Origin of the sequence: Massilia haematophila (assembly GCF_042647645.1) — a bacterium.
GTDB classification, from domain to species: Bacteria; Pseudomonadota; Gammaproteobacteria; order Burkholderiales; family Burkholderiaceae_D; genus Telluria; species Telluria haematophila.
The window spans coordinates 1,785,550-1,808,819 of sequence record NZ_JBHRVV010000001.1; the positions used below are offsets into that span (position 1 = coordinate 1,785,550).

General features: G+C 65.2%; 25 protein-coding genes. 8 read left to right on the top strand and 17 right to left on the bottom strand.

Translation table 11 applies throughout. The features are described from left to right. Positions 1 to 71: 71 nt before the first annotated feature. The 3 genes from proX to proV are packed head-to-tail and all read right to left on the bottom strand — an operon-like array spanning position 72 to position 3,576. Positions 72 to 1,157 (bottom strand): glycine betaine/L-proline ABC transporter substrate-binding protein ProX, encoded by a 1,086-nt coding sequence (gene proX, locus ACFOPH_RS07970; RefSeq protein ID WP_379734634.1) that lies wholly within the window; start codon positions 1,155 to 1,157, stop codon positions 72 to 74. Positions 1,158 to 1,186: 29 nt separating this feature from the next. Beyond that, positions 1,187 to 2,344 (bottom strand): glycine betaine/L-proline ABC transporter permease ProW, encoded by a 1,158-nt coding sequence (gene proW, locus ACFOPH_RS07975; RefSeq protein WP_379734636.1) that lies wholly within the window; start codon positions 2,342 to 2,344, stop codon positions 1,187 to 1,189. Then, positions 2,341 to 3,576, bottom strand: coding sequence for a glycine betaine/L-proline ABC transporter ATP-binding protein ProV (gene proV / locus ACFOPH_RS07980; RefSeq protein WP_312550332.1), 1,236 nt, complete (start codon positions 3,574 to 3,576; stop codon positions 2,341 to 2,343). Before proV ends, proW begins: the two co-directional genes overlap by 4 nt. A gap of 822 nt (positions 3,577 to 4,398) precedes the next feature. On the opposite strand from proV, the gene ftsZ reads away from it, so the two are divergent. After that, positions 4,399 to 5,526, top strand: a complete 1,128-nt coding sequence (ftsZ, locus tag ACFOPH_RS07985) for a cell division protein FtsZ (protein ID WP_312550331.1) — start codon at positions 4,399 to 4,401, stop codon at positions 5,524 to 5,526. Positions 5,527 to 5,570: 44 nt separating this feature from the next. On the opposite strand, the gene ACFOPH_RS07990 is transcribed toward ftsZ, so the two are convergent. Next, positions 5,571 to 6,104, bottom strand: coding sequence for a 2,4'-dihydroxyacetophenone dioxygenase family protein (locus tag ACFOPH_RS07990; protein ID WP_312550330.1), 534 nt, complete (start codon positions 6,102 to 6,104; stop codon positions 5,571 to 5,573). A 197-nt stretch (positions 6,105 to 6,301) separates the two neighbouring features. On the opposite strand from ACFOPH_RS07990, the gene ACFOPH_RS07995 reads away from it, so the two are divergent. Together ACFOPH_RS07995 and ACFOPH_RS08000 are read left to right on the top strand one after the other, a co-directional pair. Next, positions 6,302 to 7,291 carry a helix-turn-helix domain-containing protein gene (locus tag ACFOPH_RS07995; protein WP_379734639.1) on the top strand — a complete coding sequence of 330 codons (990 nt, stop codon included), beginning with the start codon at positions 6,302 to 6,304 and terminating at the stop codon, positions 7,289 to 7,291. Positions 7,292 to 7,319: 28 nt separating this feature from the next. Continuing rightward, positions 7,320 to 8,078, top strand: a complete 759-nt coding sequence (locus tag ACFOPH_RS08000; protein WP_379734641.1) for a class II aldolase/adducin family protein — start codon at positions 7,320 to 7,322, stop codon at positions 8,076 to 8,078. 66 nt (positions 8,079 to 8,144) lie between these two features. Here ACFOPH_RS08000 and ACFOPH_RS08005 read toward each other — a convergent pair whose 3' ends face one another. The 3 genes from ACFOPH_RS08005 to ACFOPH_RS08015 form a co-directional block, all read right to left on the bottom strand. After that, positions 8,145 to 8,780 (bottom strand): flavin reductase family protein, encoded by a 636-nt coding sequence (locus ACFOPH_RS08005; RefSeq protein WP_312550327.1) that lies wholly within the window; start codon positions 8,778 to 8,780, stop codon positions 8,145 to 8,147. Between the two features lie 132 nt (positions 8,781 to 8,912). Continuing rightward, positions 8,913 to 9,041, bottom strand: coding sequence for a hypothetical protein (locus tag ACFOPH_RS08010; protein WP_312550326.1), 129 nt, complete (start codon positions 9,039 to 9,041; stop codon positions 8,913 to 8,915). Then, a complete protein-coding gene (locus tag ACFOPH_RS08015) occupies positions 9,038 to 9,922 on the bottom strand; it encodes a LysR family transcriptional regulator (protein WP_379734643.1) in 885 nt (294 codons plus the stop codon). The genes ACFOPH_RS08010 and ACFOPH_RS08015 overlap by 4 nt, the downstream gene beginning before the upstream one ends. A gap of 97 nt (positions 9,923 to 10,019) precedes the next feature. On the opposite strand from ACFOPH_RS08015, the gene ACFOPH_RS08020 reads away from it, so the two are divergent. After that, positions 10,020 to 10,874: an alpha/beta fold hydrolase gene (locus ACFOPH_RS08020; RefSeq protein ID WP_379734645.1), complete on the top strand. Its 855-nt coding sequence runs from the start codon at positions 10,020 to 10,022 to the stop codon at positions 10,872 to 10,874. A 94-nt stretch (positions 10,875 to 10,968) separates the two neighbouring features. On the opposite strand, the gene ACFOPH_RS08025 is transcribed toward ACFOPH_RS08020, so the two are convergent. The 3 genes from ACFOPH_RS08025 to ACFOPH_RS08035 form a co-directional block, all read right to left on the bottom strand. Next, the gene (locus tag ACFOPH_RS08025) at positions 10,969 to 11,136 is read right to left on the bottom strand and encodes a hypothetical protein (protein WP_379734647.1); all 168 of its coding nucleotides are present in this window, start codon (positions 11,134 to 11,136) and stop codon (positions 10,969 to 10,971) included. 132 nt (positions 11,137 to 11,268) lie between these two features. Continuing rightward, positions 11,269 to 11,682 (bottom strand): hypothetical protein, encoded by a 414-nt coding sequence (locus ACFOPH_RS08030; protein WP_312550322.1) that lies wholly within the window; start codon positions 11,680 to 11,682, stop codon positions 11,269 to 11,271. 69 nt (positions 11,683 to 11,751) lie between these two features. Next, on the bottom strand, positions 11,752 to 12,426 hold the full coding sequence (locus ACFOPH_RS08035) for an SGNH/GDSL hydrolase family protein (RefSeq protein WP_379734649.1): 675 nt from the start codon (positions 12,424 to 12,426) through the stop codon (positions 11,752 to 11,754). Between the two features lie 210 nt (positions 12,427 to 12,636). Between ACFOPH_RS08035 and ACFOPH_RS08040 the strand changes: the two genes are divergently transcribed. After that, positions 12,637 to 12,837, top strand: a complete 201-nt coding sequence (locus tag ACFOPH_RS08040) for a hypothetical protein (protein WP_312550320.1) — start codon at positions 12,637 to 12,639, stop codon at positions 12,835 to 12,837. 13 nt (positions 12,838 to 12,850) lie between these two features. Further along, the gene (locus ACFOPH_RS08045) at positions 12,851 to 13,363 is read left to right on the top strand and encodes an alpha/beta hydrolase (protein ID WP_312550319.1); all 513 of its coding nucleotides are present in this window, start codon (positions 12,851 to 12,853) and stop codon (positions 13,361 to 13,363) included. A gap of 205 nt (positions 13,364 to 13,568) precedes the next feature. On the opposite strand, the gene guaA is transcribed toward ACFOPH_RS08045, so the two are convergent. Both guaA and guaB read right to left on the bottom strand, forming a co-directional pair. Next, on the bottom strand, positions 13,569 to 15,179 hold the full coding sequence (gene guaA, locus ACFOPH_RS08050; RefSeq protein ID WP_379734652.1) for a glutamine-hydrolyzing GMP synthase: 1,611 nt from the start codon (positions 15,177 to 15,179) through the stop codon (positions 13,569 to 13,571). Between the two features lie 160 nt (positions 15,180 to 15,339). Next, positions 15,340 to 16,800, bottom strand: a complete 1,461-nt coding sequence (gene guaB, locus ACFOPH_RS08055) for an IMP dehydrogenase (protein WP_379734654.1) — start codon at positions 16,798 to 16,800, stop codon at positions 15,340 to 15,342. 152 nt (positions 16,801 to 16,952) lie between these two features. On the opposite strand from guaB, the gene ACFOPH_RS08060 reads away from it, so the two are divergent. Beyond that, positions 16,953 to 17,519: a DUF4124 domain-containing protein gene (locus ACFOPH_RS08060; RefSeq protein ID WP_379734656.1), complete on the top strand. Its 567-nt coding sequence runs from the start codon at positions 16,953 to 16,955 to the stop codon at positions 17,517 to 17,519. A gap of 21 nt (positions 17,520 to 17,540) precedes the next feature. Here the strand turns inward: ACFOPH_RS08060 and ACFOPH_RS08065 are convergent, their stop codons facing one another. From ACFOPH_RS08065 to ACFOPH_RS08080, 4 genes are all read right to left on the bottom strand, one after another. Then, positions 17,541 to 18,719, bottom strand: a complete 1,179-nt coding sequence (locus tag ACFOPH_RS08065) for a GGDEF domain-containing protein (RefSeq protein ID WP_379734658.1) — start codon at positions 18,717 to 18,719, stop codon at positions 17,541 to 17,543. Between the two features lie 429 nt (positions 18,720 to 19,148). Then, positions 19,149 to 20,348, bottom strand: coding sequence for a GGDEF domain-containing protein (locus ACFOPH_RS08070; protein ID WP_379734660.1), 1,200 nt, complete (start codon positions 20,346 to 20,348; stop codon positions 19,149 to 19,151). Positions 20,349 to 20,606: 258 nt separating this feature from the next. Further along, positions 20,607 to 20,924 (bottom strand): RnfH family protein, encoded by a 318-nt coding sequence (locus ACFOPH_RS08075; RefSeq protein ID WP_312552752.1) that lies wholly within the window; start codon positions 20,922 to 20,924, stop codon positions 20,607 to 20,609. Then, on the bottom strand, positions 20,917 to 21,348 hold the full coding sequence (locus tag ACFOPH_RS08080) for a type II toxin-antitoxin system RatA family toxin (protein ID WP_312552750.1): 432 nt from the start codon (positions 21,346 to 21,348) through the stop codon (positions 20,917 to 20,919). Before ACFOPH_RS08080 ends, ACFOPH_RS08075 begins: the two co-directional genes overlap by 8 nt. Positions 21,349 to 21,455: 107 nt before the next feature. Here ACFOPH_RS08080 and smpB point away from each other — a divergent pair, with 107 nt between their 5' ends. Beyond that, complete coding sequence (gene smpB, locus ACFOPH_RS08085; RefSeq protein WP_312552748.1) at positions 21,456 to 21,905, top strand: SsrA-binding protein SmpB; 450 nt, start codon at positions 21,456 to 21,458, stop codon at positions 21,903 to 21,905. A 185-nt stretch (positions 21,906 to 22,090) separates the two neighbouring features. Here the strand turns inward: smpB and ACFOPH_RS08090 are convergent, their stop codons facing one another. Continuing rightward, complete coding sequence (locus ACFOPH_RS08090) at positions 22,091 to 23,257, bottom strand: multidrug effflux MFS transporter (RefSeq protein ID WP_379734663.1); 1,167 nt, start codon at positions 23,255 to 23,257, stop codon at positions 22,091 to 22,093. Positions 23,258 to 23,270: the final 13 nt, after the last annotated feature.

Consider the following 23,270-nt stretch of genomic DNA (forward strand, 5'->3'; position numbering starts at 1 on the left):
TCACTGCTCATCCATAGTGAACGGTGACAGCGCCTACAAGGCGGCGCGGGCACGCGCCACTGCCGGCGACATCAAGGCTTCGCCGCCGCCCGCGCCTGCGCGATCCAGCCATCGAACACCTGCTGGTGATACTTGATCCAGCCTTCCGTATGGCGCGCGATATCCTCCTGCCCGTTTTCCCCGGTGCGCATGCGCTCGTTCTGGGCATTGATGTCGGCAATCGGCAGGCGCATGACTTCGAACAGCTTGGCCGCCGCCGGGTTCTTCTCGGCCCAGGCGCGGTTCACGACGATGCGCGTGGTATTCACGGAGAAGCCGTAGTCGCTGCCGTCGTTCAGCTTGGTGTTGGCGTTGCGCGGATTGGCCGAGAACGGCACCTGCAGCCAGACCACGTCCTTGCCCGGCACCAGCACCCCGCTCACCCAGTACGGCGTCCAGGTGTAGTACAGGATCGGTTCGCCGCGCTGGTAGCGGCCGATGGTGTCGGCGATCAGCGCGGCATAGCTGCCCTGCACGTGCTGCACCGTGTCGCGCAGCTTGTAGGCGTCCATGTGGTGCTCGACCATCGCTTCGCAGCCCCAGCCGGGAGTGCAGCCGGTCAGGTCGGCCTTGCCGTCGCCGTCGTGGTCGAACAGCTTGGCCAGGTTCGGGTCGCGCAGCTGGTCGATGTTGGTGATCTTGTACTTCTCGGCCGTCGCCTTGTCGATCAGGTAGCCTTGCGCCGCCGGACCGGCATACTGGCCAGTGCGCAGCAGCTTGGCGTCGCCGCCGGCATTGTCGTAATAGTCCTGGTGCAGCGGGTCCCAGTGCACGGCGAGGAAGGTGGCGTCGCCGTTCGCGATCGCGATGTGGGCGGCCGGATAGTCGACTTCCTTGATCGGCTGCGTCTCGTAGCCCAGCTTTTGCAGGGCGCGGTCGACCAGCATGGTCTGGAAGGTTTCTTCCGCGACCGAGCTTTGCAGCGCCTGCACCTTGATGCCCTTGCCGGGCAGTTCGTTATTCGGCGCGGTAGCCGGCGCGGTAGCCGGCGCGCCAGCCGGCGTTTGCGCCATGGCCAGCCCGGTGCTCAGGGCGAGCGCGGCCAGCCCCAGGGCCGAGAACCAGCGGAACTTGCGCTGCGTGTTGTAGGTTACCTTGAAATGTTCAGTCTGATGCATCTGGATCCTTTCGTATTCTTTAACTTCGCTTATCGCGCCGTGGCCGGGGCGCCCGGCGCCGCGGCATCGGCGCGCTGCGGGCGGCCGCGCAGCAGGCGCAGGACGAAGCCGGCCGGGCCGGTCTCGTACCAGTGACGCACGCCACGGCGCGGCTGGCCCATCGCCTGCGTCAGGCGGTCCAGCATGATGGCCAGCACCACGATGCCGAGGCCGCCGACGGTTGCCAGGCCCATGTCCAGGCGGCCGATACCGCGCAACACCATCTGGCCCAGGCCGCCGACCGCGATCATCGAGGCGATCACCACCATCGACAGCGACAGCATCAGCGACTGGTTGATGCCGGCCATGATCGAGGGCATCGCCAGCGGGAACTGCACCCGGGTCAGCAACTGCCAGGGCGAAGCACCGTACGCGCGCGCCGCTTCGATCAGGTCGGGCCGCACCTGGCGGATGCCGAGATTGGTCAGGCGCACCAGCGGCGGCAGCGCGAACACGATGGTCACGATCACGCCGGGCGCATTACCGATACCAAACAGCATGACCACCGGCACCAGGTAGACGAAGGCGGGCGTGGTCTGCATCGCATCGAGCAGCGGGCGCAGGATGTTCTGTGCACGGTCGTTGCTGGCCAGCAGGATCCCCAGGGGCAGGCCGATCACCAGGCAAAAGGCGAGCGAGGTCAGCACCAGCGACAGGGTGATCATCGCTTCCGGCCAGACGCCCAGCACGGAGAGCCCCAGCAGCGCCAGCACGGTGCCGACGGCCAGGGTGCGGGTGGTGAACTGCCAGGCCAGCAGGCCAATGATGGCGATCACGACCAGTGCCGGTGCGGCCAGCAGCACCTGGCTGGCGCCGTTCAGGGTCGCGTCGATCGGCGCGCGCACGGCCTGGAACAGCGGACGGAAATGCTCGACTACCCAGCCCAGGCCATCGTTGATCCAGGATTGCAGCGGCAGCGAGCCGTCGACAAGTTGGGACAGGTGGAAGCCGCCGGCATGCTCGGGCGCGACGGCCGGCTTGGCGGCATCGAGCCAGGCGGTGTCGCTCGGGGGTGCCGGCAGCCAGGGATTGACCTCGCCGGCCTGCTGGGTGGCCTGCTGGGCGGCCTGCTCCACTGCCGGCGTGTTTGTCATGTCCGCGGCCATCTCTGCCGCCGCTTCGACGCCATGGGTGCTATTCGGATTCATGGGTGTCCTTTCTGTGTCTGTTGCTCGGCAATGGGGGGCGTGTCGCGGTCGAGGAATTTCAGCAAGGTCGTCTTGCTGATGGCGCCGCGGAAGCTGCCGTCGCTGCCGACCACCGGCACCGCGTACGGCAGTTGCGCCACCTGGCCGAACAGGCCGGCAACCGGCTCGTCCGCATGAATGGTCTGCACGTCCGGCAGGTAGGCATGCGCCAGGCCCAGCGGTCCGACGTGGCCGTCGAGGGCGCTGCGCAGCGAATCGGCCGACACCACGCCGAGGAATTCGCGCTTGGGGCTGACGACGTAGGCATAGGCCCGGTCCTGCTCCTCCAGCATCGACAGCGCGGCGCGCGAGCCGCGGGTCGGCGATTCGGAGACCACGATCTGGCTCTTGCGGGCGATATCGCCGGCCTTGAACACGGCCGCGGCATCGACGCCATGCACGAAGTTGCGCACGTAGTCGTTGGCCGGCTTGCGCAGGATCTCTTCCGGCGTGCCCACCTGCACCACGTGGCCATCCTTCATGATCGCGATGCGGTCGCCGATGCGCATGGCTTCGTCGAGGTCGTGCGAAATGAAGACGATGGTGCGGCGTTTGACCTGCTGCAGGCGCAGCAGTTCGGACTGCATCTCCGTGCGCATGATCGGGTCGAGCGCGGAAAATGCCTCGTCCATCAGCAGGATCGACGGGTCGGACGCCAGCGCGCGCGCCAGGCCCACACGCTGCTGCATGCCGCCCGACAGTTCGTCCGGATAGCTGGCGCCATAGCTGGCCAGGCCGACCTGCTCCAGCGCCTGCCGGGCCAGTTCGTGGCGCTCGGCCTTGGGAATGCCGGCCAGCTCCATGCCGAAGGCGGTGTTGTCGAGCACGGTCAGGTGCGGCAGCAGCGCGAACGACTGGAACACCATGCTGATGTCCTTGCGGCGCAGCGCACGCAACTGCGCGTCCGGCAGCGTGTTGATGTCGTTGCCCTCGACCAGGATGCGGCCGGCGGTGGGCTCGATCAGGCGGTTGAGCATGCGCACCAGGGTCGACTTGCCCGAACCGGACAGGCCCATGATGACGAAGATCTCGCCCGCTTCGATCGTGAAGCTGGCGTCAAACACGCCGATCGTGCACCCGGTCTGCGCCAGGATGTCCTGCTTGCTGGCGCCCTGGCGGACGAGCTCGAGCACCGCGTCCGGCTGGTCGCCGTACACTTTGAAGACATGGTCGATGACGATTTGTTTTGCCACGTTGTGGTTCTCCTTCGATTGTGCGAATGGATGACACCTGCAGCAGGGTCTGCGGGCTTCCGGCGGGAATCGACGCACCCCGGGCCGTCGGCGATCCCGCGGCACGGGGCGCGCGCAGGCGACGGACAGGGAGGGACCCGCTGGTCCGGCGCAGCGCTGCCGGTGCTGGGTGTCATGTGCGTGTCTGAAAGAGGCTGGGTTACAGGACTTTCAGGCACGCTGGCGCCATGCAAGGCAGGGCACCGGAATGGTCGACGAACGATGCGTCGAACGATCTTGATGTGGGCGCAAGGCCCAAGGGTTATTTTCCATGCCAGGCATGGAAAACAGGGAATACCGCTTACTACTAGGTATTTTTGTTTTAAAGAGAGGCAGAACTATAGCAAAAAGATATATCGATGTCAACTAGCATTTCACTTGGGAACGTGCTAGCAATATTTACGCACCTCCTCCACCAGCACTCGCCGCAGCCTCGCTGGTGTTACTTTAACATGCAATTAAGATAACTTCCTCTTGCCGGCGATTCAATTGTGCGCTGCCTGCAATGCAACAAGCTGCGCCCCCTCCCGGCACGGAACGCTCCGCCCCTCGCCGGGAAGCCGGGCCACAGGCTGCTGCTGTCTTGGCGCTCTAGCCCGGATCGGCCTGGTCAAATGGTGGGGTGCGGTCCGTTGCCAGCAATTCGCCAGGATTGCACGGCCTCTTACAAATGGTTTCGACTGAAACGTTTACGCGCTATCGTGCGCGCCCCTCCAGCAAGTAGGCTAATGGGCTCGGCAGGCCCACTGCCGCCGATCGCCATTTCTTCAAACGGAGTTTTCCTTGTCCGAAACTAAAGTTTCCCATCCGGAGACGGTCATCAAAATCATCGGTGTCGGCGGTGCCGGCGGCAACGCCGTCAACCACATGGCATCGAGCGGACTGTCCACTTTCGAATTCATTTGCGCGAATACCGACGCGCAGGCCCTGTCGAAGACCCAGACCGAAAAGCGCATCCAGCTCGGCGAAAGCGGCCTGGGCGCCGGCAGCGACCCCATGGTCGGGCGCGAAAGCGCCACGCGCGAACGCGCCCTCCTCGCCGAGGCGCTCAAGGGCGCCGACATGGTCTTCATCACCGCCGGCATGGGCGGCGGCACCGGCACCGGCGCCGCCCCCGTGATCGCCGAAGTGGCGCGCGAACTGGGCATCCTGACCCTGGGCGTGGTGTCGAAACCCTTCGACTTCGAAGGTCCGCGCCGCATGCGCGTGGCCGAGGAAGGCATCGCGACCCTGGCGCGTTGCGTCGACTCGCTCATCATTGTCCTGAACAGCCGCCTCGAGGAAGTCCTGGGCGAGGATGTCACGCAAAAACAGGCGTTTGCCGCCGCCGACGAGGTGCTCAGCAAGGCGGTGACCGGGATCGCGGAAATCATCAGCGTGCCCGGCATGGTCAACGTCGATTTCGAGGACGTGCGCACCGTGATGCGCCAGACCGGCATGGCGATGATGGGCTCGGCCGAACACGCCGGCGACGACCGTGCCGTGAAGGCGGCCGCCGAGGCGATCGCGTGTCCCCTGCTCGATGGCGCCAACCTGCGCGCCGCGCGCGGCGTGCTGGTCAACATCGCCGCGTCCGAGGAAACCTTGAAACTGCGCGAAACCAAGCTCGTGATGAACGCGATCTGCGCCCAGACCAACGACGACGCCATCATCAAGTTCGGCGCGGTCTTCGACGACACGCTGGGCGACGCCATGCGCGTGACGGTGGTCGCCACCGGCCTGAACCGCCCCAGCGACTTCCCGCCCGGCGCCAGGCGCGCATCGATACCGCGCCCCGGCGCCCAGCCACAGTCGGTCCTGCGCCAGAATGCGATGCATGTGCCGACGCGGCCAACGTCCGGGCAGCACGAGATGCGCTCGGCGTCCCTGTCGCGCCAGTCCGCCTCGCCCCCCGGCGAGGATGGGCAGTAGCGCCAGCGGCGCGTTGCCGACCGGCCCGGCCCAGCCCCGGCCGGTCAGCGCATCAGGCCCTTGATCACATCGGCGCCGAAACCCATTTTCTCGTAGTGCGCCTCGCACATCGCGATGTAGTCGTGGACATCGAAATGGCCCGCCGAATTGCCTTGCTCGTCGAGCCAGATCAGCGGTCCGCTCACGATGAAGAACACGCGCATCGGCTCTTCGTGCTCGAAGGCGACCAGGGTATGGCCCTCGCCCGGCGTTTCGTAGACGAAGTCGCCCTTCGTCGCGGTCCAGTCGTGCTCCAGGTAGCCCCATTTTCCCGAGATGGTGTAGGCGAACACTTCGTGCGGATGGTAGTGGCGGTTGACCAGCCCGGCCTTCTTCGCCATCAGGATGTCGCACCACTTGTTCGCCGACGGCGAGATCCAGAGCGGGCGCGACGACACGGTGTCGGTGAACGGAACGTAGAGCCGTTCGTCCTCGGACGCGGCATTCGCAATGAATGCCTCGGGAAGCGCGTGCGGCTTGAACGGGTTGGCGATCGGATTCAGGTCGCGCCAGAATTCGTTGGTGGCCTTGTCTACCATCGGAGTCTCCTGCTTGGTGAGGTTGGATGAAGGAACATCCAATATAGCGCCTGTCGCGGCCCGATGATTGACTGAGCGGGACATGAATCGGGCGACTGACGCACCGTCGGCCCCGCAAATCCGGCCGGGCGTGCTATGTTTGCGGGAGTACGCTGCGAACCGCCATGGAAGCGGCAGCGACCGATGGAGACGACCCGATGCGCGCGCGTTCACCCTGTGATTCCCCCTGCACCACCCATGCCTCGACGGCGCCGGTGGCGCCTGGCGACCGGCTGTCCTACTGGGACAGGTATAACGCCGCTGCGCTGGTCGGCCTGCGCACTACGTCGCCGTCCCCGGGCGGCCTGCTCGCGCGCCAGACCAACGTCGCGCTTGCGGCCATGCGCCTCGCCGACATTGCAGGCAATGCGCACGCAATCGAGCGCAGCGCGCGCCTGGCCGGCATGTATCCGAAGGACGCGGTATTCGCCTGCCATCTGGTGCAGGGCACCGCAGTCTTTATCCAGGGCGGCGAGCAGTTCGCGCTGGCCGCCGGCGACACCATCGTCTACGACACGCGCCGCCCCTACACCCTGGCCTTCCTCTCCGACATGCGGCAATTCCTGGTCGACATCCCGGCCGCCGAGCTGGACGCATACTGGGGCCTGCGCGTGGACGACCTGCCCTTGACGATCGCTCCGCATGGCGGCGTCGGCGCCGCGCTCGGCGCCGAGTTGCGGCGCACCTTGCGCGGCTATCTGCGGGCGCCCACGCCGGAAAGCAGCATCACCCTGCCGGCCTGCACCCACACCGTGCTGCGGACCATGGCGCAGTCGCGCCTGCGCGGTCCCGATGCCCTGCCCCAGTCGCTGCTGCACGTCCTCGCCGCCAGGATGCACGTCGCCCGGCGCCTGCGCGACCCCGATCTGAGCCCGCACGACGTGGCCAGGGCCACCGGGGTCTCGGTACGCCACCTGAACCGCCTGTTCGCACGGGAAGGCAGCTCGCTGGCCGAGCATATCTGGGCGCAGCGGGCGGCGATGGCGTATCGCGACCTGGTACACCCCGGCGCACAGCCCGCGGCCATCGGCGAGATCGCGTTGCGCTGGGGGTTTTCCAGCCCGGCGCACTTCTCCCGGACCATCGCGGCGGCCTACGGGGCGGCGCCGTCGGCGCTGCGCAGGAAGGCGCAGGGTGAGGCGGCGTGAACGCATCACATCAACCAAGGAGACCGACATGCACATCCCCTCCATGCAAGACCGGGTCAGCGCCGACGAGTGGCAACTGCGCTGCGACCTGGCCGCCTGTTACCGGCTGGTTGCGCTGTACGGCTGGACCGACCTGATCTTCACCCACATCAGCGCCCGGGTTCCCGGACCCGAACACCACTTCCTGATCAACCCCTACGGCATGATGTTCGACGAGATCACGGCCTCGTCGCTGATCAAGGTCGATCAGGACGGCAACAAGCTGTCCGAGTCGACCTTGCCGGTCAACCGCGCCGGGTTCGTCATCCACAGCGCCATCCACGCCGCGCGCGACGATGCGCAGTGCGTGATCCACACCCACACCCGCGCCGGCGTGGCAGTCAGCGCCCAGCGCGACGGGGTGCTGCCGATCTCCCAGCAATCGACCTTCGTGCTCGCCTCGCTGGCGTATCACGATTACGAGGGCGTGGCGCTGCACGACGCCGAGAAGCCGCGGCTGCAGGACGACCTGGGGACCGCCAATTTCCTCATGCTGCGCAACCATGGCCTGCTGACGGTCGGCGCCAGCATCGCCGACGCCTTCCTGTCGATGTACATTTTCGAGAGCGCCTGCCAGATCCAGCTGGCCGCCCAGGCGGGAGGCGGCGAACTGCGCATGATCGCACCGGACATCCTGGCCGGCACCGCCGAATCGATGCGGGTCCAGACCGCGGGGCTGGGCGGCGCCTTCGCCTGGCCCGCGCTGCTCCGCAAGCTCGAGCGGGTGGACGACAGCTACCGCTCGTAAGCGATCCTGACAATACGATCAGGGGACAGGCGTGAACGGTTCGTCACGCTGGCGAAAGGTCTTGCCTCAGCGCGCGAACGGATACCCCGGGCGGTGCATGCGGAACAACTGTGCGGGAGTGATCTCGAAATAGTCGGCAGGCCCGCCGCCGCGCAGGATGTGCCCGGCGCCGGCGGTATCGTAGATGCCGTCCTTCAGCAGCTGGCGGGCGATATGCACGCCCACCACTTCGCCCAGCACCAGCCGGTTGCCGGTATCGGCGCCCGTGGTCGTTTGCAGCGCAATCACCTGGGTGACGCGGCATTCGAAGGCCACTGGCGACTCCGCCACGCGCGGCGTCTGCACGACGCGCGCGGGTGCCGGCGTCAAGCCAGCCAGCGCGAATTCGTCGACCTCCGGCGGCGCCGGCGCGCAGCTGAGGTTCATGGCCTCGGCCAGCGGACGGGTGGCGAGGTTCCATACGAACTCGCCGGTCGCCTCGATATTGTTGAGCGTGTCCTTGCGCCCCTGGCTGGAGAAGCCGATGATGGGCGGGACGTAGTTGAAGGCGTTGAAGAAGCTGTAGGGGGCCAGGTTCAGGACGCCGTCGGCGCTGCGGCTCGATATCCAGCCGATCGGCCGCGGCCCGACGATGGCATTGAAGGGGTCGTGCGGCAGCCCATGGCCGTGCGCGGGTTCGTAGAAGTGGTAGTCCTGACTCACGTGAGCAATCCAATGTAAATGGCAGACGGGCCATTGTGCCAAAGGATGCGATTCGTTGTCGGGCGCGGCCGCCGGGTCTTGCGTCGGGGCGCCGCATGCGGGCGGACAGCACATGTATTTTTGGATGCGTACCTAGAAATCGAAGCTGGCTTCGATGGCGGCACCGGGCGAATAAACGCCGCCGCCGTTACGCGCAATCAGTGCTTCCTTCAGGACGACGAGAATCTCGCCGCGCTCCGGCGTCAGGTGCGCAGGGTTCACTGCCTCCCGCGAGACTGCCCGGATCTCTCGTCGATCCCAAGTTCGTCCACGATGCTGGCACGAAGAGCGGCGACACTACTGGAGCGACACTGACCACCACTTCGAACGACAGTCGCTACTGTCGGTGGAGAAGGAAATGGCTCGTTAATCACCTCGAATTCAGGACGCACGTGTCGTTTGCTGATCAAGGCAACACCCAAGCCAGATGACACGCCCGACAAGATCCCCGATGTGCTGCTACAGGTCAGAATGGTTTCCAGATTGACTTCTCGATGGTGTTTTGCGTCCATCGCCCATTCGCGATAAAAGCATTCGTCATCGAATGCCAAAAATGGTACAGGCTTCTTATAGTCCAACTGCAGATCGGGACTCTTTATCCAGAATAGCGGCTCCTTGAACAGCATCGTGTCCGAGGTTTGCACCCTGTTTTCAAAGAGTTGAAAAACGCCGATATCCAGCATTCCTTCTTCAAGCTGATCTTCGATACGCAGACTCTGGCCAGTAATGGTATGGACGCGCACCTCCGGGTACAAGCGCATGAATCGGCCCAGTATGCGAGCCAGCCCTGCGTTTGTCACATCCTCGGTCATGCCGAGACGAATCTTTCCGTGCAATGCTTGTTTCGTCAGGCTGAGCAGCGCTTCGTCATGCAGGGCCAGGATTCTCCGGCCATAGATGAGGAGCTTTTCCCCCTCGCGCGTGAACACGGAGGTGCTGGACGTGCGATCCAGCAGCGCACACCCCAAGCTTGCCTCGAGCCGCTTGATCTTGTGGGAAACCGCCGATTGCGAGAGCGCGAGCCGCGCTGCCGCCCGGGTAACGCCTCCATGATCCGCGATCGCGCACAAGGCCTCCAGGCTTCCAATGTCGAGCTTACTCATACCCTCGAAATGACAGAATCCGATTGAACGATCTTAACTATTCATTGGCGTCATGTCCAGGCGGACGCTAGGATGAGTACTCAGATGAAGGAACGCTATGGAATCTATTGCAAATCGTCATGTGTTAATCGAAAACAACCGTATTGCTTATGGAGTGTACGGAGAGGGGGACCCGGTTGTCTTGCTGCATGGAACACCATCATCGTCCTTGATTTGGCGGAATATCGTTCCTCACCTGGTCGAGGAAGGATACAAGGTGCATGTATTCGATCTCCTTGGATATGGACATTCCGAGCGTCCATGGGATCCGGCAGTCGACACATCAATTTCGGCCCAAGTGCCGATCCTGGAAAAGCTCCTGGATTATTGGGGGCTCGCCGACACACACCTTGTTGCCCACGATATCGGTGGCGGTATTGCACAGCGCTTGGGGATTTTTGCGCCCCACCGATTACGCACGCTGACAATGATCGACGTAGTGAGTTACGACAGCTACCCATCGAAGCGAACGAAAGCACAAATCGAAGCAGGCCTGGAAGCCTTGGTCAAGGTACCGAACGACATCCATCGTGAGCATTTTCGGGAATGGCTGGAGTCAGCAGTAGTCGATAAGGAATCATTCCATACAGACGCGCTCGAGACCTATCTTTCCTTTATCTCGGGCGACATCGGGCAAGGCAGTCTCATCCAGCACCAGATTCGACACTACGACCCTAAGCACACGATGGCGATCGCCGATCGGATGCACGAACTTGGTCGCATCCCGGTAAAGCTGATCTGGGGTGAAAACGATGCCTGGCAGGTCAGCGATTGGGCGCATCGACTCAAGGATGCCATTCTTGGTTCCGATTTGACGCTTGTCGGTGAGGCAGGTCATTTCTCGCTGGAAGATAAGCCTGAAGAGATCGCCAAACTGATCGTCGAGTTTCTTTCGAAGTCCCGTAGCACGTAGTTTCCCGGCATCTTACTGATATCAGACGGACGGACCGGGCCGAGTATTGCGCCCTGCCCGCCCAGGCCGCGCGGGTAGTCACGGCTGCCGGGACTCATGCGGCCTCGGGGAAGGCGTCCCTCAGCAGCTCTTCCGTATGCGCAAACAGCGCCATCTCGACCGCATACACCGGCATCGGCGTGCCAGCAGGCCCGATGCGCTCGCCGACCGCCTTGCACAATCCCAGGTAGGCCGGTCCCGTTCGCACACTTCCGGCGGACATAGTCCGCAACGATGTCGGTCAACACCTGCATTCCGGTTTCCTTCGATTCAAGATTCAGATGAGGCCCACCCGCGCCGGCCAGCTCCTTGCGCAATGGCGCGGGGGCGCAGGGCGGCTGCCGGTCGATGGCCATCAGAAGTCTTCCGCCCAGCGTTCCCAGAAACCGGGTTCGTCATGCGCGGCATTCTCCATCGCGTAATCGAGCGGCATGACGTAGAAGCGTACGCCGGCATGCCGCATCGTCCCGTCCGGATGCTCCAGGTAGTCGCGCAACGCGCAGTACCCTGGCAAGGCCTCGTCGTAGGGAACGTCCAGGTAGACCTGGCCGAGATAGGGGACCATCCGCGACGGATCGGCGAACGGACCACAGCGGGTCCAGGGCACGCCGTGCGCGTCGAGCCAGGACAGCAGCTCGGCGCGCACCCGGTCGTCTTCGAAGCGGTATTCGCGCCACTCCCTGAAGGGCTGCGGATGGAACTCGAGGTAGAGGGCGTCGCGCCCCTTCTTGCGCGCGATCGCGTCGATGTGCTGGATCAGTACAGGCATGTGTGTCCGGGCCGCGGGCCGGCGGCCATAGGTGTTTGTTTAGAATGTCATGTTAGCAAATAATTGCCATCAAGAAATCGCCGCAGGTGGCGCCGACAGCCGTGCGCTGCCATAGACAAGCGTGCGCGGCGCCGCGGGCGATTGTGCATGCACCAGCTCGCCGATCGCGGCGGCGATCTTCTGGCCGCCCTGGGCGGACGGCTCGATTGGCGACGAAGAGGCGTAATCGCCCGGGTCGGCGCACACCACGCGCAGGTCGAGCACCGGCAAACGCCGCAGCACCGCCTCGCGCACGATCACGTCGTTGAATGGCGCCAGCGCGGTGCGCAGGCCGGGCGAAAGGCCGGGCACGGCATCGTAGATCGTCGCCACCGCCACCGGACTGGTCTGCGCGAACAGCAGGTCCAGCATGTGGAGGTAGGCGCGCCGGAAGTCGGCCTGCCACGCCGCCAGCAGTTCGGCCGCCTCGAGCACCGTGCCGACCTGCGAATGCATCGCGCCGACCAGGCCCAGCACGTCGTTGCCGCCACAGCTGACCACCAGCCAGTCGGCCGGAACGGGCAGCTCGCGCAGGCGCGCCACCTGCGCCGCCATGTCCTCGATCACGCTGCCGTCGCGCGCCAGCAGCGACACGCGGTGCGGCCGGCCCGGCAGCGACTCCAGGCAGGCCCGGACTTCCGTCCCGGCCGGAACATACGCGGCGTTATCGAAGATCGAATCCCCGAGCAATACGATGTGCGCCATCTGCGCCTCCTTCATTCAAGATTCAAGGATGGGGAACCGGCCGGCGGCAGGCCCGCCCGCAAGACCTGCGACAGCACCCGCCCTTCCAGTCGATTCGACGATGCGCCAGTCTAGCGGACGCCGCGACAAGGGCTGTCGCATGCCCGCTGCGACGCCGCCTGTCGCCTGCGCCCCGACACTGGCGGCCTCGACCATCACCCCGGAGCCCGCATGAAAAGACAGAGACTGACCGATGCACGCCACCATACGATCGGCTACATCGACACCGCCGCGGACGGCAGGCAGAGCGCCAGGGACGCCCGGCTGCACGTCGTCGGTTACTATGACCCGCATACCGACACCACGCGCGACGCGCGCCAGCACCTGGTCGGCAAGGGTAACCAGCTGGCGTCGCTGATCGCCTCGTCCTGAACGGAGCGCTGCAATGAGCAAGGGATTGGTGCATTTCATGCACGGGAAAGAAAGCGGCCCGAACGGCAGCAAGATCGTCGCGCTGGCCGAGGTGGCGCGGCAGCAAGGCTGGGACGTCGCCAGCCTCGACTACTCGCATACGGTCGATCCGGCGCTGCGGCTGGAACAGTTGAGGGATGCCTGCACCGGCCTGGACCAGCCCCTGGTACTGGCAGGCTCGAGCATGGGCGGCTGGGTCGCCGCCGAAGCATCGGCCTGGGTCGATGCGCACGGCGTGTTCCTGCTCGCCCCCGCCCTCTACATGCCGGGCTATCCGACCCAGGCCCCCGCCATACTGGCCACCCATGCCGAAATCGTGCACGGCTGGGACGACGAGGTCATCCCTTGCGAGAACGCGATCCGCTTTGCCCGACTGCGGCGCTGCACCCTGCACCTGGTGCCCGGCGAGCACCGCCTCGATACCTGCATCCCCCTGCTGTGCGAGCTGTTCGGGGCTTTCCTGGCGCGTTGCGCGGCAAGCGCTTGAGCGGCTGTTACAGTCAGACACGAAGAAATCATGCGTGCGCTTGTGCGCTGCTGATAATCGACGGGGTCGACAGCATTCAGCGCCCGGCACCAGTTGGACATGCGCGAATCGGCCCTGCAAACAATGAAAAAGCCGTCGATCAATCACTCGAATGATCAACGGCTTTTGGATTTCAATCAGGAATCGATTACCTTGGAGAACTCCGTTACTCCCACTCAATCGTCGCCGGCGGCTTCCCGGAGATATCGTAGACAACGCGATTGAGCCCACGCACCTCGTTGATGATGCGATTCGACACCTTGCCCAGCAGCGAGTGCGGCAAATGCGCCCATTGCGCCGTCATGAAGTCGAGCGTCTGCACCGCGCGCAGCGCAACGACGTACTCGTAGGTGCGGCCGTCGCCCATCACGCCCACCGATTTCACCGGCAGGAACACGGCGAAGGCCTGGCTGGTCGCTTCGTACCAGTTGACCGGCGCCTTGCCCGGATCGATGCCGGCCACCGCCGGCAGTTCGAACGGGGTGTTGCGCAGTTCTTCGATAAAGATGGCGTCCGCTTCGCGCAGCAGGTCGGCGTATTCCTTCTTCACTTCGCCGAGGATGCGCACACCCAGGCCCGGGCCCGGGAACGGGTGGCGATACACCATGTTGTGCGGCAGGCCGAGGGCCACGCCGAGTTTACGCACTTCGTCCTTGAACAGTTCGCGCAGCGGCTCGAGCAGTTTCAGGTTCAGGGTTTCCGGCAGGCCGCCCACGTTGTGGTGGCTCTTGATGGTCTGGCCCTTCTTGCCCTTGCCGGCCGATTCGATCACGTCCGGGTAGATCGTGCCCTGCGCCAGCCATTTCGCATTGGTCAGCTTGCCGGCTTCGACCTGGAAGACCTCGACGAATTCGCGGCCGATGATCTTGCGCTTCTGCTCGGGATCGGTGACGCCGGCCAGGTGACCGAGGAACTGGGCTTCGGCGTCGATGCGGATCACTTTCACGCCGAGGTTCTTCGAGAACATGTCCATGACCATCTTGCCCTCGTCCTTGCGCAGCAGGCCGTGGTCGACGAAGACGCAGGTCAGCTGGTCGCCGATGGCGCGGTGGATCAGGGCCGCGGCCACGCTGGAGTCGACGCCGCCGGACAGGCCGAGGATGACTTCGTCCGTGCCGACCTGCTGGCGGATCTTCTCGACGGCTTCGCCGATGTAGTCCGGCATGTTCCAGTCGCTCTTGCAGCCGCAAATCTCGTGCACGAAGCGGCCGATGATGGCTTCTCCCTGGGTGGTGTGGGTGACTTCCGGGTGGAACTGCAGGGCGTAGAAGCGGCGCTCCTCGTCGGCCATGGCGGCGACCGGGCAGCTGTCCGTCGAACCCATCAGCTTGAAGCCTTCCGGCATTTCCAGGACCTTGTCGCCGTGGCTCATCCAGACCTTCAGCATGCCGTGGCCTTCATCGGTGACGAAGTCGTTGATGCCGTTCAGCAGTCTGGTGTGGCCGCGGGCGCGCACTTCGGCGTAGCCGAATTCGCGGACTTTACCGTTCTCGACCTTGCCGCCGAGCTGGGCGGCCATGGTCTGCATGCCGTAGCAGATGCCCAGCACCGGCACGCCGAGTTCGAACACGGCTTGCGGGGCGCGCGGCGAGTCGCCTTCCAGGGTGGAATTGTGGCTGCCGGACAGGATGACGCCGGATGCGCCGTAGTTGCGCACGAACTCGTCGCCGATGTCGTAGGGGAAGACTTCGGAGAACACGCCGGCGTCGCGGACGCGGCGGGCGATCAGTTGGGTGACCTGGGAGCCGAAGTCGAGGATGAGGATTTTGCTGTGCATTGAGGCAGTCAAAAAAGTAGAAATCTTGTCGGTGGGTGGTCAGTCGGCGCGACGCGGATGTTCACATGGTGAGACCGCGTGGGCTCGAGAGCCCACCCTACAAAAGCGGTGCCGCGCTATGCGGCGGCCAATACCAAAAGCGGCCGTTTCCGGCCGCTTCTTATTCCGAACGGTAGTTCGGCGCTTCCTTGGTGATCTGGACGTCGTGGACGTGCGACTCGCGCATGCCCGCGGAGGTGATCTCGACGAATTCCGCCTTTTCGCGCAGTTCGTCGATCGTCGCGCAGCCGCAGTAGCCCATCGACTGGCGCACGCCGCCGACCAGTTGGTAGATGATCGCCAGCACGCTGCCCTTGTAGGCGACGCGGCCTTCGATACCTTCCGGCACGAACTTGTCGGCCTTGGCGGTCACGTCCTGGAAGTAGCGGTCGGCCGAGCCTTCGGCCATCGCGCCCAGCGAGCCCATGCCGCGGTAGGACTTGTAGCTGCGGCCCTGGTAGAGGATGACTTCGCCCGGCGCTTCCTCGGTGCCGGCAAACATCGAGCCCATCATGACGGTCGATGCGCCTGCCGCGAGGGCCTTGGAGATGTCGCCCGAGAAGCGGATGCCGCCGTCGGCGATGCAGGGCACGCCGGTGCCGGCCAGCGCTTCGGCCACGTTCGAGATCGCGGTGATCTGCGGCACGCCGACGCCGGCGACGATACGGGTGGTGCAGATGGAACCTGGGCCGATGCCGACCTTGACCGCGTCCGCGCCGGCTTCGACCAGCGCCTTGGCTGCCGCGGCGGTGGCGATGTTGCCGCCGATGACGTCGACCTGCGGGTAGGTGTCCTTGATCCATTTCACGCGGTCGAGGATGCCTTGCGAATGGCCGTGGGCGGTGTCGACCACCAGCACGTCCACGCCGGCCTTCACCAGCAGTTCCACGCGTTCCTTGTCCTTGTCGCCTACGCCGACGGCCGCGCCGACGATCAGCTTGCCCTGCGCGTCTTTCGATGCGAACGGGTGCTCGTGCGACTTCAGGATGTCCTTCACGGTGATCAGGCCGCGCAGTTCGAAGGCTTCGTTGACCACCAGCACGCGCTCGAGGCGGTGCTTGTTCATCAGGCGCTTGGCTTCCTCGGTGTCCGCTTCCTCGTTGACGTACACGAGTTTCTCGCGCGGGGTCATCTTGGTGCGGGTTTCCGCGTCCAAGTCCTGCTCGAAACGCAGGTCGCGGTTGGTGATGATGCCGACCACCTGCTTGCCCTCGACCACCGGGAAGCCCGAGAAACCGTGCTGGTGCTGCAGGGCGATCACGTCGCGGATCTTCATCGTCGGCGGGACGGTGATCGGGTCGCGCAGCACACCGGCTTCGAAACGCTTCACACGGGCGACTTCGCGCGCCTGGTCGGCCGGGCGGAGATTCTTGTGGACAATGCCGATGCCGCCTTCCTGGGCCATCGCAATCGCCAGCCGCGCTTCGGTGACGGTATCCATCGCGGCGGACAGCAGCGGGATATTCAGCGAGATATTCCGGGTCAGCTTGGTGCGAAGGGAAGTGTCGGCCGGAAGAACATTGGAGTAGGCCGGGACGAGCAGCACATCATCGAACGTGAGTGCTTTTTGGAGTAGACGCATAGCATTTTCCTATAGGCGCAAAAGCGAATTATACAGAAACCTGTGGTTTGCGTCGCACGATGCCGAAAAAATGCGCCGCCCGCCGCGGCCGCGATTGACACTGCCGGGGAATCGTGGCGAAATCCTGAATAGTTACGTAAGGAAATATTTTTATGCCGTCCACCCTGCCCTTCCCTGCCGCGCGCCGCGCTCTTGCTCCGGCGCTTGGCGTCCTCCTGCTCCTGGCCGCCGGCCTGGCCCAGGCGCAATTCGTCTGGGTCGCGCCGAACGGCACGCGTCATTATTCCGACCAGCCACCGCCGCCGGGCACGCCGCCGTCGCGCATCCTGAAGGCGCCGGGCCTGCCCGCCGTGTCGCTGCAACTGGCGGCCGCGCCCGCCGCCAAGGCGGCGCCGGGGATGCCTGCCCCAACGCCGGCAGGCACACCGGCGCTACCCGCGGAAAAGCCGAAGGGCGCGCCGACGCCGGCCGAACGCGAGGCCGACTTCCGCAAGCGCCAGAAGGAAGGCCAGGACGCGCAGGCCAAGCAGGAAGAGGAAGCGCGCGCGACGGCGGCCAAGGCCGAGCATTGCGTCGAGGTGCGCAAGGCCAAGCTGATGTACGACTCGGGCATCCGGGTGGCCGAGGTCGGCCTGGACGGCCAGAAGCGCTACCTCAGCGACGCCGAGCGCGCCCAGCGCAGCGCCCGCGCGAATGCGATGGCGGCCGAGTGCCGCTGATCCGCCTTACCGCCACGCCCTTCAGCCCTGGAGATCGCCGACCGCGCCCTGCGTGTGCAGGCCCGGTGTCGTTGGCGGCGCGCACATCACCCGGTTCCGTCCCGCCGTCTTGGCCGCGTACAGGGCGGTGTCGGCCCGCGTCATCAGGCTGGCGAAGGTCTCGCCCTCTTCCAGCAGCGCGGCGCCGATACTGACGGTATAGGAAACACGGATCGCCGGCGCCGCCAGCTGCAGCGAGCGGTCGAGCGCGGCGCGCAGGCGTTCGGCGACGGCCAGCGCCGTGTCGCGGTCGGCGTCCGGCAGCAGCACGGCGAATTCCTCGCCGCCGAGGCGGGCGCAATAATCGATCTTGCGGATCACGTCCTGGGCATGGCGCACCAGGTCGCGCAGCACCTGGTCGCCGACGCCGTGGCCGTGGGTGTCGTTGATGCGCTTGAAATGATCGACGTCGACCAGCAGCAGGGCCAGCCTGCTGCCGCGGCGCCCAGCGCGCGCGTGCTCGCGTTCGGCGAGCGCGAAGAAGGCGCGGCGCGAGGGCGCGCCGGTCAGGTGGTCGTGGTCGGCCGCGTAGGCCGTCTCGGCGATGACCCTGGCGTTCGCCATCATCACCGCGCCCAGCGTCAGGCCGGGCAGCGCCAGCGTGCCGAGGGCAAAGAACACCAGGTTCTGGGTCGACGGATCGAGAAAGCTCAGCGGCACTTCCGCCTGGAGCGCATAGGCGCTGCCGCGCACCAGGTGGCCGAACGCCAGGGCAAAGGCGACCGCCTTCGTGAACAGGTGGGAATAGCGCAGGCGGGCGTCCACGGCCAGGGGGATGCTCCAGCCGATCGTGAAGCAGACCGCGCCGTGGTAGATCGACATCGAGACGGTGCGCAGCGGGACCGAATCGACGCCGTAGTGAAAGGTGACCAGGGCCGCCAGCGCCAGGGCGCCGCCGATCGCCATCGCACGCACCGGCACCGCCAGGCCGAGATGGCGCCGGAAGCCGGCCAGCATCAGGCTGATCGCCACCAGGAACAGGCCGTTGCCGACCTCGATCGACAGGAAATCGGGCACGATGCCGCGCGCCGCGGCCAGCAGCAGCGCCAGCACCGCGAGCCCGTTGGCCTGCCCCCATTCGCGCACGCCGGCGATCCTGCTGCCAGCCAGCGAGGTCAGCACGAACAACATGACGACCGACAGGCCTGTGGTAACCAGCAATAAACTTAGGGCATTCAACATGAGGGAGCAACGGAAAAGCGAAAGCGTGCCTGCACCGCTTTCTTGACGGCCGGGGGACATGCCCGTGGCTAAGTACTCGACCGGAAATAAATGTGAATTTTGGCAAACAGAACCGGATGCGGTGCAAGGCGGCGAGTGCGCCGCAGTGCGAGCACTGCAAGCGCGAGCCAACGCAGCACCGCGCCGGTTATGGCAGCCAAAAACACATTTATTTTTGGGTGAGTACTTAGGTCTCCCGAGGGGCGCAGGTCACGAGGCGCGCACGGAGCGCCGGCCCTTGCCGCAGCGGATCGACAAACCAGCCATATTAACGTAAATCAACAGAGTTTCCAGCAAATACTTCTTGCCTGCCGGCAGTGCCGGCGCCGGTTGCGGTTTCCTTCCCTGCCCGCCGTGGCGACATCAAGATCATGAAGTGGTGGCGCCGGATTCCTGCGCCTGTTCGCCCCGCTCCGCCAGCCCGGCCGCGGCCGCGGCCGCCGAGGGCGCATGGCGCACCGTGTTGCGTCCGGCGGACTTGGCGGCATACAGGGCGGCGTCGGCGCGCGCCGTCAGGGCGTCGAGCGTCTCGCCCGGCTCCAGCTGGGCCACGCCGATGCTGGCGGTGTAGGGCACCGGCGCTGCCGGGGGCGGCCGCTGCAACGAACGGTCGAGCGCCGCGCGCAGGCGTTCGGCCACCGCGTGCGCTGTGACCGGGCCTGTCTCGGGCAGCAGCACGGCGAACTCCTCGCCGCCCAGGCGCGCGCAATAGTCGATCTTGCGGATCACTTCCTGCGTCTGCCGCACCAGCTCGCGCAAGACCTCGTCGCCGACGGCATGGCCGTGGGTGTCGTTGATGCGCTTGAAGTGGTCGACGTCGACCAGCAGCAGCGCCAGGGGTTCGCCGTGGCGCCGCGCGCGCGCATGCTCGCGCTCGGCAAAGGCATGGAAGGCGCGGCGCGAGTGCGCGCCGGTCAGGTGGTCGTGATCGGCGGCGTAGGCGGTTTCCGCGATCATGCGGGCATTCGCCATCATCACCGCGCCCAGCGTCAGGGCCGGCAGCGCCATGGTGCCGAAGGCGAAGAAGACCAGGTTGTAGAGCGCGGGGTCGAGAAAGCTCAGCGGCGCGTAGCTCTCGACGGCGTAGAACGCGGCGCGCGCGATGTGGATGATGCCGAGCACCAGGGCCGCGATGCGGGTGAACATGAACGGATAGCGCAGCCGGCGGTCGGCCGTGGACGGCACGCTCGCCGCAATCGCCAGGCAGACGCAGGCGTAGAAGCTGGAGACGGCCACTGCCCGCAGCGGCAGCGAATCCCGGCCGTAGTGGAAAACGCCGACCAGCAGCAGCGTCGCCGCCCCGCCCGCCAGCAGGCGCCGGCGCGGCACAGGCTTGCCGAAATAGCGGCGAAAGCCGGCGTACATCAGCGCGATCGTCGCCAGGTAGAGGGCGTTGGCGACTTCGATCGACAGCAGGTCGGGCAGCACGCCGCGCGAGGCGAACAGCAGCAGGCCGATGATCGCCAGCCCATTGGCCTGGCCCCACTCGCGCACGCCGTCGACCTTGCTGCCGGCGAGCGAGGACAGCACCAGCAACATGACCACCGAGAACGCGGTGGTAACCAACAAGAGACTTAGTGCACTCAGCATCGGGAACAGGAACGGGAACGGAATACGCGCGAAGGAAAGCCGCCCCTGGTGCGATGCCGCCCACGGTCGCGGGCAAGGCGGCGCAACGATGCCGACGCCAGAGGAAGCCCATCATGATAACAAGAAATAACCTACAGATTACTACTTGGTTGCGGCATTGCAACTACATGTTTGCCCGATGCGATAACGAACATTTCCCGACATCCGCAGGCGAAGCGACCGCCGCCGCCCGCCAAGTCAGGCCTGGCGTTGTGCCGCGCCTTCCTTCTTCGCGGCACGCTTGCGGCGCGATTCCTTGGGATCGGCGATCAGGGGCCGGTAGATCTCGATGCGGTCGCGGTCGCGCAGCACGGTCTCGAGGGTTTTCTTCTTCGCGTAGATGCCGACCGGCTGGGTCACCAGGTTAATGTCCGGGAACTCGACCAGCACCCCGCTCTGCTCGATCGCCCCGCCAATGGTCGTGCCCGGCTCGACGCGCATCGGACGCAGGAACTCGCGCTGCGGCGTCGCGTAGCAGACATAGACCTGGAGCAACTCGGCACCGACCTCAGCCATACACCGCCTCGGCGCGCTTGCAGAAGGAATCGACCATGCTGTTGGCGATCATGCCGAACACCGGGCCGACCAGCTGCGCCAGCAGGACGCTGGAGAACTCGTAATGCAGGTCGAAGTCGATCTTGCAGGCGTCGGCGCGCAGGGCCTTGAAGTTCCAGGTCCCCTCCAGCATCTTGAAGGGGCCGTCGACCAGGTGCATCTTCATCTGGGTCGGACGCAGGTTGTGGTTGGCGGTGGTGAAGCTCTGCTTCACGCCGTGGAAGTTGATGGCCAGGCTCGCGACCAGTTTGTCCTCGGTACGCTCGATGAGCTTGACGCCGCCGCACCACGGGAGGAACTTCGGATAATCTTCCACCTTCGCGACCAGATCGAACATCTGCTCGGCGCTATAGCCTAAGAAAACTGATTTGTGCACTACTGCCATTGGTCAACCGTTTGTTATGATGTTGGATAAGTTGCATTTCGCTCGCGTTTTACATTTTGCAAGCGCGACAGCAGTAGTTTAACCGACCCGCGAATTTTCGCTATTTCATGAGCATTGTTGACAATAAGAAAGCATTTTTCGATTACTTCATCGAGGACCGCTACGAGGCCGGCATCGTGCTGGAAGGTTGGGAAGTCAAGGCGATCCGCGAAGGCCGGGTCCAGATCAAGGAAGCCTATGTCGTCGTGCGCGGCAACGAGCTGTTCCTGTTCGGCGCCCACATCAGCGCCCTGAGCACCGCCTCCGCCTTCAGCCACCCGGAAGCCCTGCGCACCCGCAAGCTGATGCTGCACCGCGCCGAGATCGACAAGCTGGTCGGCAAGGTCGAGCGCTCGGGCTATACGCTCGTGCCGCTGAACCTGCACTTCAAGGGCGGCCGCGTGAAGTGCGAGATCGGCCTGGCCAAGGGCAAGAAGCAGCACGACAAGCGCGCCACCGAGAAGGACCGCGACGCCAAGCGCGAGGTGGATTCGGCGATGAAGCAGCATCGGCGGTAATCGATCACAGCCAACCGAAGACGGGTTCGCCCGTCGCGCCGGTTCGATTTCAAACTATCGACGCGTGGGGTAATTCAGGCCGGGGGCCTGAATTACGAGCCGTCCACCCTACGGGTCAATGCAGGATGTAGGATGGGCGGGTTTCCCGCCCACGCGTTCAACTGGCGGTGAACGAACCGCACAGCTTACGCCAGCTTGCTCCCCCGCCACGCCAGGAAACTGAGCACCAGCCCCACCCCCACCCCGCAGGCCAGCAGGAAGGCGCTCTCGAACAGCAGCGGCGCCACCAGTCCCGACACCAGCGCGAACGACATCATCTGGATGAAGCCGAGCATCGACGAGGCCAGGCCGCGGTTGTCCGGGAACAGCGCCAGCGCCGTCATCTGGATCGCCGGCATCGCCACGGCCAGGCCGAAGGTATAGATCCCGAGCGGAAGCACGGCCCAGGGCACGGCCGCCGGGAACAGCGCGTTGTAGCCGATGTTCAGCACGGCCGCCAGCGCCATGATGCCGAAGCCGATCCATTTCAGCTTCGCCGGCGCCATTCTAGCGGCGCGCTTGCCGCCCCAGCCCGAACCCAGCACCATGCCGCCGATCAGCGGAATGAACATCCAGGCAAAGGCCGTCTCCGGCAGGCCGAGGATCTCCATCACGAAGTTCGCGGCCGAGCCGATGTACAGCGACAGGCCGCCAAAGGCCAGGCCCACCGACAGCGACATCAGCAGGAATTGCGGATGGCGCAGCACCTTGCCGTAGTTGCGCGCGATGGTGCCGGGATGGAAGGGCTGGCGTTTCTCGGCCGGGAGGCTCTCGGGCAGCAGTTTCAGGCAGAGCAGGATCAGGGCGGCGCCGAACACGGCCAGGAACACGAAGGTCGCGCGCCAGCCGAAGTGCACGTGCAGCCAGCCGCCGAGGATGGGCGCGATGGCCGGCGCCAGGCCGAACACCATCATGATGTTCGACATCATCTTTTGCGCTTCGGCGCCCTTCAGGCGGTCCTGTACGATGGCCTGGCCGATCACCGAGCCGGCGCCGGCCGACAGGCCCTGCAGCGCGCGGCAGGCCAGCAGCACGCCGAAGCTGGGCGCCAGCGCGGCGCCGATCGAGCCGACGGTGTAGAGCGCGAGGGCGCCCAGGATCACGCGGCGCCGCCCGAAGGAATCGGAGAGCGTGCCGTAGAACAGCATCATGAAGGCGAAGGTAAACAGGAAGACGCTCAGCGTCTGCTGGACGGCGACCGGGCCGACGCCGAACTCGCGCCCGATGGCGGGCATGGACGGCAGGTAGGTGTCGATCGCGAGCGCCCCGACCATGCCGAGGCAGGCCAGGATGACGGTCAGTGTGCGGTACATCGGGTAGGCTTTC